The sequence below is a fragment of the Ornithinimicrobium cerasi genome, assembly GCF_003702705.1.
Classification (GTDB): Bacteria; Actinomycetota; Actinomycetes; order Actinomycetales; family Dermatophilaceae; genus Ornithinicoccus; species Ornithinicoccus cerasi.
This window is the reverse complement of sequence record NZ_QZMN01000003.1, coordinates 359,722-366,273: the sequence shown is the minus strand read 5'-3', so window position 1 is coordinate 366,273 and position 6,552 is coordinate 359,722. Positions and strand designations below refer to the sequence as shown.

Annotated in this window: 7 protein-coding genes; 3 read left to right on the top strand and 4 right to left on the bottom strand. The window is 66.2% G+C overall.

All coding sequences use genetic code 11. From position 1 onward, the window contains the following. Window positions 1-101: 101 nt before the first annotated feature. The 4 genes from D4B81_RS05310 to D4B81_RS05295 form a co-directional block, all read right to left on the bottom strand. On the bottom strand, window positions 102-869 hold the full coding sequence (locus tag D4B81_RS05310; RefSeq protein ID WP_134772175.1) for a hypothetical protein: 768 nt from the start codon (window positions 867-869) through the stop codon (window positions 102-104). Window positions 870-1,071: 202 nt separating this feature from the next. Next, window positions 1,072-1,281: a hypothetical protein gene (locus tag D4B81_RS05305; RefSeq protein WP_122261405.1), complete on the bottom strand. Its 210-nt coding sequence runs from the start codon at window positions 1,279-1,281 to the stop codon at window positions 1,072-1,074. A gap of 79 nt (window positions 1,282-1,360) precedes the next feature. Then, window positions 1,361-2,035 (bottom strand): hypothetical protein, encoded by a 675-nt coding sequence (locus D4B81_RS05300; RefSeq protein WP_161964996.1) that lies wholly within the window; start codon window positions 2,033-2,035, stop codon window positions 1,361-1,363. A gap of 110 nt (window positions 2,036-2,145) precedes the next feature. Continuing rightward, a complete protein-coding gene (locus D4B81_RS05295) occupies window positions 2,146-3,354 on the bottom strand; it encodes an IS110 family RNA-guided transposase (RefSeq protein ID WP_122261403.1) in 1,209 nt (402 codons plus the stop codon). Between the two features lie 487 nt (window positions 3,355-3,841). Here D4B81_RS05295 and D4B81_RS05290 point away from each other — a divergent pair, with 487 nt between their 5' ends. The 3 genes from D4B81_RS05290 (at window position 3,842) to D4B81_RS17995 (ending at window position 6,450) form a co-directional block, all read left to right on the top strand. Continuing rightward, window positions 3,842-5,026, top strand: coding sequence for an IS110 family RNA-guided transposase (locus D4B81_RS05290; RefSeq protein ID WP_122261402.1), 1,185 nt, complete (start codon window positions 3,842-3,844; stop codon window positions 5,024-5,026). Between the two features lie 288 nt (window positions 5,027-5,314). Further along, window positions 5,315-5,959, top strand: a complete 645-nt coding sequence (locus tag D4B81_RS05285) for a trypsin-like peptidase domain-containing protein (protein ID WP_122261401.1) — start codon at window positions 5,315-5,317, stop codon at window positions 5,957-5,959. A gap of 104 nt (window positions 5,960-6,063) precedes the next feature. Next, a complete protein-coding gene (locus tag D4B81_RS17995) occupies window positions 6,064-6,450 on the top strand; it encodes a hypothetical protein (RefSeq protein ID WP_161964995.1) in 387 nt (128 codons plus the stop codon). Window positions 6,451-6,552 lie beyond the last annotated feature (102 nt).

Genomic DNA, 6,552 nt, shown 5'->3' with positions numbered 1-6,552 from the left:
CAGCGACCTGCGCGCCCGCAACTTCGACAAAGTCGCGCCAATCCTGGGCAGCGCATAACCGATTCGCGGCAGTACAGGGTGTTTTGGAGTGGGCTCTCAGGTCAGGAGGATGGAGCGGACAGTTTGTGGATGAAGTAGCACGAGGCCCCATCTGATTGGGCGAGGTTGTCGCCAGTGGAGATATATCGGGGATTTCCTTCTTCGTCGAGCGACAGCCTGACTGTTCCCCCACCCCTGAGCCGCGCGTTCGCCTCCTGCAGCATGTCTTGGACGGTCATCGCGTCGTCCTCTGTCAGGTCGGGCGACCGCCCGTCCAGGGACTCGACGCTGGCGACCGTGTCGGCTGAGACCGTGATATCGAACGTACCCAGGAAGGCGCGTTCACCGCACAGGCTGGTGACCTGGAAGTTGTAGTCGGCTGGCGCTGTCCAATCGACCACCTCGTTGACACCAGCGAGCGTTGGCAGGTGCCAGCGGGCGGGCCCAAGCGAGCATGCGGCCGTACTGGAGGCCTCGCCGCCATTCAGGCAGGCCGCGTCGACCAGGTCCTTGCCGAGAGCGTCCGCCGGGAGCTCCACATCGAGGTACTCCACGTCGTTTGCCGGGCAGTCCGCGCCACCCGGAAAGTGATCGACCGGGGTGCTGATGACGACCCGCTCCTCTTCCACCAGGACCGTCGGTTCCAGTACCTCCCCCGTCACGCCGTTGGCGCAGCCAAGCCGGGTGACGCCCAGGTGAACGGTCGCACCCCTAGGGGTCGGTTCAGGTGCCGCCATCACCTGCCAGGTCGCGGCGTCTTGGGGGATCTCGGTCTTGGTTGTAGGGCTGCCCACCGTGCTTTCGAGATTGCCACAGCTCGTCAGACCCAAACCGATGACGGCGGCGACGACCGTCCCTAGGACCGGCCACCGGAGTCCGCTTCGCCCAGCCACGCTGCTACGGCTCACAGTTTCCTCCACTGGTCGAGTGAGCCTCCGACGACGAAGGCAGCCCGATGGTTCCCTATGCCAAATGCGGCAGAACAGTGCGTCAGGCGGCTGCGCGGTCCGGGGGCCGAGGGTCCTTGCGTAGTCATCTGAAGAGATGGAGGAGTGACTGGTGAATTGCAACTCCGACAGCGGTGTTCACAGCCGCGAGGCCAGCCGCTCCAAGGAAGGCATTGAATGACTCGATGATGTTGTCGAACCACAGAAGCAGAGGCCAGCCCAGGGTCCCAACCACGAGGCTGGTCTTCCACCAGCGGCCCAGGGCCAACCCAAACAAGAGCATCGTGGGGATCATCGGTCCCTCCTCAAACCTTCACCGTACGCCGTGAGACCCGGCCCCGGCCAGGATGCGACAAGCGGCAGGGTCTGATGGTTCACGCTCGTGGGCGGCTTGCTCCTCCGAAACTGCGTCTGCCACGCCACATTCTCGTGCCATCGCTGAGGTGTAGTTCGGTCCTTGGCCGGCGCAGAGCACGTTTGATCGTGACGATCGTCGTTGCCGGGTCGGCGAAGGCATCCAAGATGCGTAGTTGCTCGTCAAGGGCTTCCCGCTCGTCCTCGGGTTCGTAGGCGAACTCGATCCATAGGTAGCCACCGGGGAAGGTCAGTTCGAAGAGGTCCCCGCTGAGAGCGAGATCGACCTGGCCTTCACGGCTTGGCACCTCAATGGTCCACGCCATGTCTCCCGGGCGGTCCGGCGTGCGGTCGCGCAGGCGGTACCCCCGCTTGAAACAGTGCTCTTTGACCACTGCTGCAAGCGGGGCTCGTCGCAGCAGTGCGTCTCGATATGGCATGACAACGGCGGTCACACGTGCGAGGTATGCAGCCGCCTTGCTGTCGCCGGCGGTGCCGCGTTCGAGGTCGAGCAGGTTCTCCAGTGCAGAGTCGTCCACTCGACCATCGCTGCTGATGACCCCGGCGAGCCAGGAATCAAGGCCATCGCGGCAAGCAGCGTCGTCCGTCTCCGGAATGTCTCCAGCGTCGAGTTCAAGAGCGAGGTCACTCCAGACTCGTCGCAGGGACGCGACTTGCCGCTTCGACAGCTGCATCACCGCAACGCCCCGCAATCGGGAAGAGACACGCTCATGATGCCTGACACGGTACGGGAGCCAGGCCTGCCGGCTACTTGCGAACCGCGGCAAAGATGCTCCTATTGGTGTCAAGCGGCGTTGAGCCATTGGCGGTAGGCCTGGGCGAGCTGGTCGTCGCGTCGCTTTCCGCGCTCGAGCTGGGAGATGGCGGTGGGCCAGACGTGCAGGTCGGTCGCGGCGGCGGCCAGGGTGAGGTTCTTGGCGTGCCGGGCGGGGCGTAGGTCGCTGTAGTCCGGGACGGTGCTCCGGCCGACGAGGGCTTGGTAGATCTCGCGGGCGACGGCGCGCTTGAGGGAACGGTAGACGTCCTTCTTCGTCCAGTTCCGGGCCAGGTGGGTGTCGCGGTAGGCCCGGGTGCGGGCGTCGTTGGACATGCGGTTGTTCACGATCAGGTGCAGGGCGCTGTTCGCGGCCCGGTCCCCGCCGCGGGAGAGGCGGTGACGGTCGGTGCGTCCGGAGCTGACCGGGACCGGCGCGGTCCCGCACAGGGCGGCGAAGGAGGGCCCGGAGCGGAGCCGCTCGGGGTTGTCGCCGGCGGTCAGCAGCAGCTGGGCGCCGATCACGGGGCCGACACCCTTGATCGCCAGCAGGGCCGGGTTCGCCGCGGCCGCCCGGGCGCCGATCCGCCCGGTGAGCTCCTCGATCTCGGTGGTCAGGTCGCGGTGGCGGCGGGCCAGGGTCCGCAGCGCGTAGAGGATGTCGGCGTGGTCCGCGTCGGCAACCTGCGCCGGTCGGCAGCCAACAAGGGCGGCCAGCAGCCGGGCCGGGGGCAGGTCCCGGTGGCTGTCACGGATCCTGGCGGGGGCGTTGACGAGCAGGGCGCCGATCTGCCGCCACGCGGCCTGCTGGGCCTTCAGGGCGGAGCGTCGGGCCACCATCAGCGCCCGCAGCGGCTCCACCGTGCCGTCCTTGGGCGGGGTGGTCGCCTCGCCGGAGAGGACCGAGCGGGCCGCGCGGTAGGCGTCGAGACGGTCGCTCTTGCCGGCCCGGCGGCGCTCGGCCGGGCGGGTGCGGTTGACCTCCACGACCCTGATGCCGGCACCGGCCAGGGCGGTGGTGATGCCGCGGCCGTAGCTGCTGGTGCCCTCCACCCCGACGAGGGCGACCTGCCCGTGACCAACCAGCCAGGCCACCGCGGCCCGGTACCCGGAGTTGGTGGTGGCGAACTCGTGGTCTGCGACGTCGCGGCCCAGCTTGTCGATCAGCGCGACGTGGATGGTGTCGGTGTGGGAGTCGATCCCGCCGACGAGGCCAGCGTGCGGGATGGGGTTTGTCATGATGGGTGCTGCCCTTCGATCCGATGGGTAGGCACCGTCCGGACCGGGACAGACAGGACATACACCAGGCCCTGCATCGGCCAGGCTCGTATTAGGTCATGACCCGCCCGGGCGGTGCCCAGGTGAGGCGCCCCGGCGGCCGGACCGATCTTTGCAAGGGCAACCCAGCAGGGCGCCAGTCAGACGAAGAGTCACGACCACCGGAGCACTTGCCATCATGTATGTCGGACGAGCGTAGCCGTCCTCCACGCGGCTACGTGTTTCATTGACGGCAGGATCGGGCCCGGCCAGGCTCGGTCCTAGGTGACCGGGGCGGTCGTTCTCTTTGCGGCTGCCCACGCTCCTGGTGTGAGGCTCACATTTGGCGTGCGTCGTCCCGGTCACCGCCAGGGCTGCGAGAGGCTCAAGAGGGGTATGCCCAGCCGTACGTAGCGGTGCCCTCCCAGCTCGACATCACCGTTGTCGTCGCGAGCAAGGGAGCAGAGGGATGGACGAGCAGGAGTCACCGCGGGTCGTGATCGGGATGGACCCGCACAAGCGCAGCGTCACGATCGAGGTCATGACCGCCGGCGAGAGCATCGTCGGCGGTGGCCGCTTTCCCACGGACGCCGACGGGTACGCCCGGTTGCTGGCGTACGCCCGGGCGTGGCCCGAGCGGGTGTGGGCGGTCGAGGGGTGCGCCGGCATCGGCAAGCACGTCGCCGACCGCCTCGTCGCCGACGGCGAGGAGGTGGTGGACGTGCCGGCGAAGATGTCGGCGCGGGTGCGGATCTTCGCCACCGGGCAGGGTCGTAAGACTGACGCCACCGACGCCCACTCGATCGCCCTGGTCGGGGTGCGCATGTCAGGGCTGCGCCCGGTCGTCAACGACGAGCAGCTCGAGATCCTGCGGATGTGCGTGGACCGGCGTCGCTCCCTGGGTGAGGAGCACACCCGCAAGGTGTGCCAGCTGCACAAGCTGCTGCTGGAGCTGATCCCCGGTGGGGCCAAGACGTTCCTGTCCGCGGCCCAGGCCAAGGAGCTGCTGCGCACGGTCCGCCCGACCACCGCGGCGGGGAAGGTTCGCAAGGCCCACGCGACCGAGTTGATGGCCGACCTGGCCAAGATCTACGCGCGCACCAAGGCCGCGGACAAGGAGCTCAAGGCCCTCGTCGTCGAGAGCGGCAGCTCCCTGATGGGCCTGCACGGCATCGGACCCTCCGGCGCCGCGCGGTTGCTGGTCGAGGTCGGTGACATCACCCGCTTCCCCGACCGCAACCACTTCGCCTCCTGGACCGGCACCGCCCCCATCGACGCCTCCTCCGGCGAGCACGTCCGCCACCGGCTCAGTCGCGGCGGGAACCGGCAGATCAACCGGGTGCTGCACGTCATGGCCATCGTCCAGCTCCGCACCAGAACCACCGAGGGCCGCGCCTACTACGACCGGAAGAAGGCCGCCGGGAAGACGTCGATGGAAGCGCTGCGGTGCCTCAAACGGCGCCTGTCCGACCTGGTGTACAAGGCGATGCTCGACGACCTCGTCGGGCACACGACGACGGGCCCGGGAGGGCAAAGGGGTGACGACTCTGACTCCAGCGCGACCGGCTCACAACCCAACACCGGCTCTTCGGACAAGCCACTTCCCGGACCCGCCACGGCCAAGCCTACGACCACCCTCCCAGCGGCCTGTTGACATAGAGGGGTGCCAGAAGCGGATGGGTTCCTGCTACTCCGCAAGTAGGGGTCGTCACGCGGTGCTGTGATGTCGACACCAACAGCCGCCAGGAGTCGTTGCCACCGTCTTAGCCACGGGCGCGAAGAATCTGCCGAAACAAGCCGTTTCGCGACCAACTGGCTGGCTCCTCACGCAGTAAGCGCCCCGAACCTGGCGTCCAGCGCTATGCTCTGCGGAGTCTGGCGTCTGCTGCTCTGCCGGCAAGTAGTCGCCTCCGACGCCGCTCCGCGATAAGGGGGAAGAGTCATGGACATGAGTCAAGTTGTTTGCGCAATCGGTCGGCAAGGGCCTGAGGGGGTTCAACTGCTTGGCACGGGCTTCGCCGTCTCGACCACGAGGATCGCAACAGCTTTTCACGTAGTGGGTCCGAGCGATGAGAATCTCGTTGTTGCGCTACCGAGGTACCAGGACCTTTCCCAGTACCAGGATACGTCTGACCGCCAACTACGCGCCGTTTCTGCCAGAATGGCCGCTCCAGATCCAGTGCGTGATCTGTGCATTCTGGAGGTAGAGCAATACCGCATGAGTTTTCCCTACTCACTCGACGGAACCGACTCTGTACCCCCTGGGACTCCAGTTGTAACATGGGGATTCCCGCACGCCAATTTTGGACGCTTGGTGCTCACACAACAACAAGCGCATGTGGGCGCTCGCATCCTCATCGAAAGTGCTGGCGCAAAGAGCAAGCATATCGTTTTGAACACACAGGCGCGCGAAGGGCAGTCTGGAGGCCCCGTCCTGGACCCGTCATCAAACAGCGTCGTCGCCGTATTGATTGGCAGTTATGCGCCTGGCGGTGGCGGGGGAATCAGCCTCGGCGGAGTCGACCCAGCTACTTTGCATCAAACGACTCATGCAATCTCGGCCGAGTACCTGCGGGAGATGCTGTGACAGCCACAGAGCCGGCGTCGCCGAACCTGCAGCACATTTTCGAGGGTGGGCTGGATGAGTGGCTAAACGCACTGCCAGCATACCAACGAAGGCATGTTCAGGCTATGCTGGAACATGGCACCCCTGAGGATGTGGCCGCTAGTTGGCTTGGCAGTTTAGGGCCCAGCGACACCGCGCCCTATGGCGGCGTGAAGGCCGCAGGGGCGAGTTTCTACGAAAATCTCCTCCGTGAGTTGCAGAGATTGTTCTGCGATCCAGATGCATATGTAGAAGAGCGAAGCCAGTTACAGAAGGCGAGCGGTACTGGACAGTTGATGATAGTTGGCGTGGTTTGTACTGCAATTGCGCCCCACATCGGCGCTGCCGCAGCTTTCATCGGCCCAGCCGTGGCCCTCACACTGGCACTGCTGAGCAACGCCGGGAAAGCTACGGCTTGCCAGCAACTGAACGAAATGCTGGCCCGGCGTGAGTCCGCCCAAAGCCAGGAGTGAGCGCGGGCGCCATCGCATCAACCTCTTCCTCGGCCGAGTTGCCATGGCCTGCGAAACTTGGGGGTGGACGCGGATCGGCCAGGAGTCTCCCTGGCGCGCACC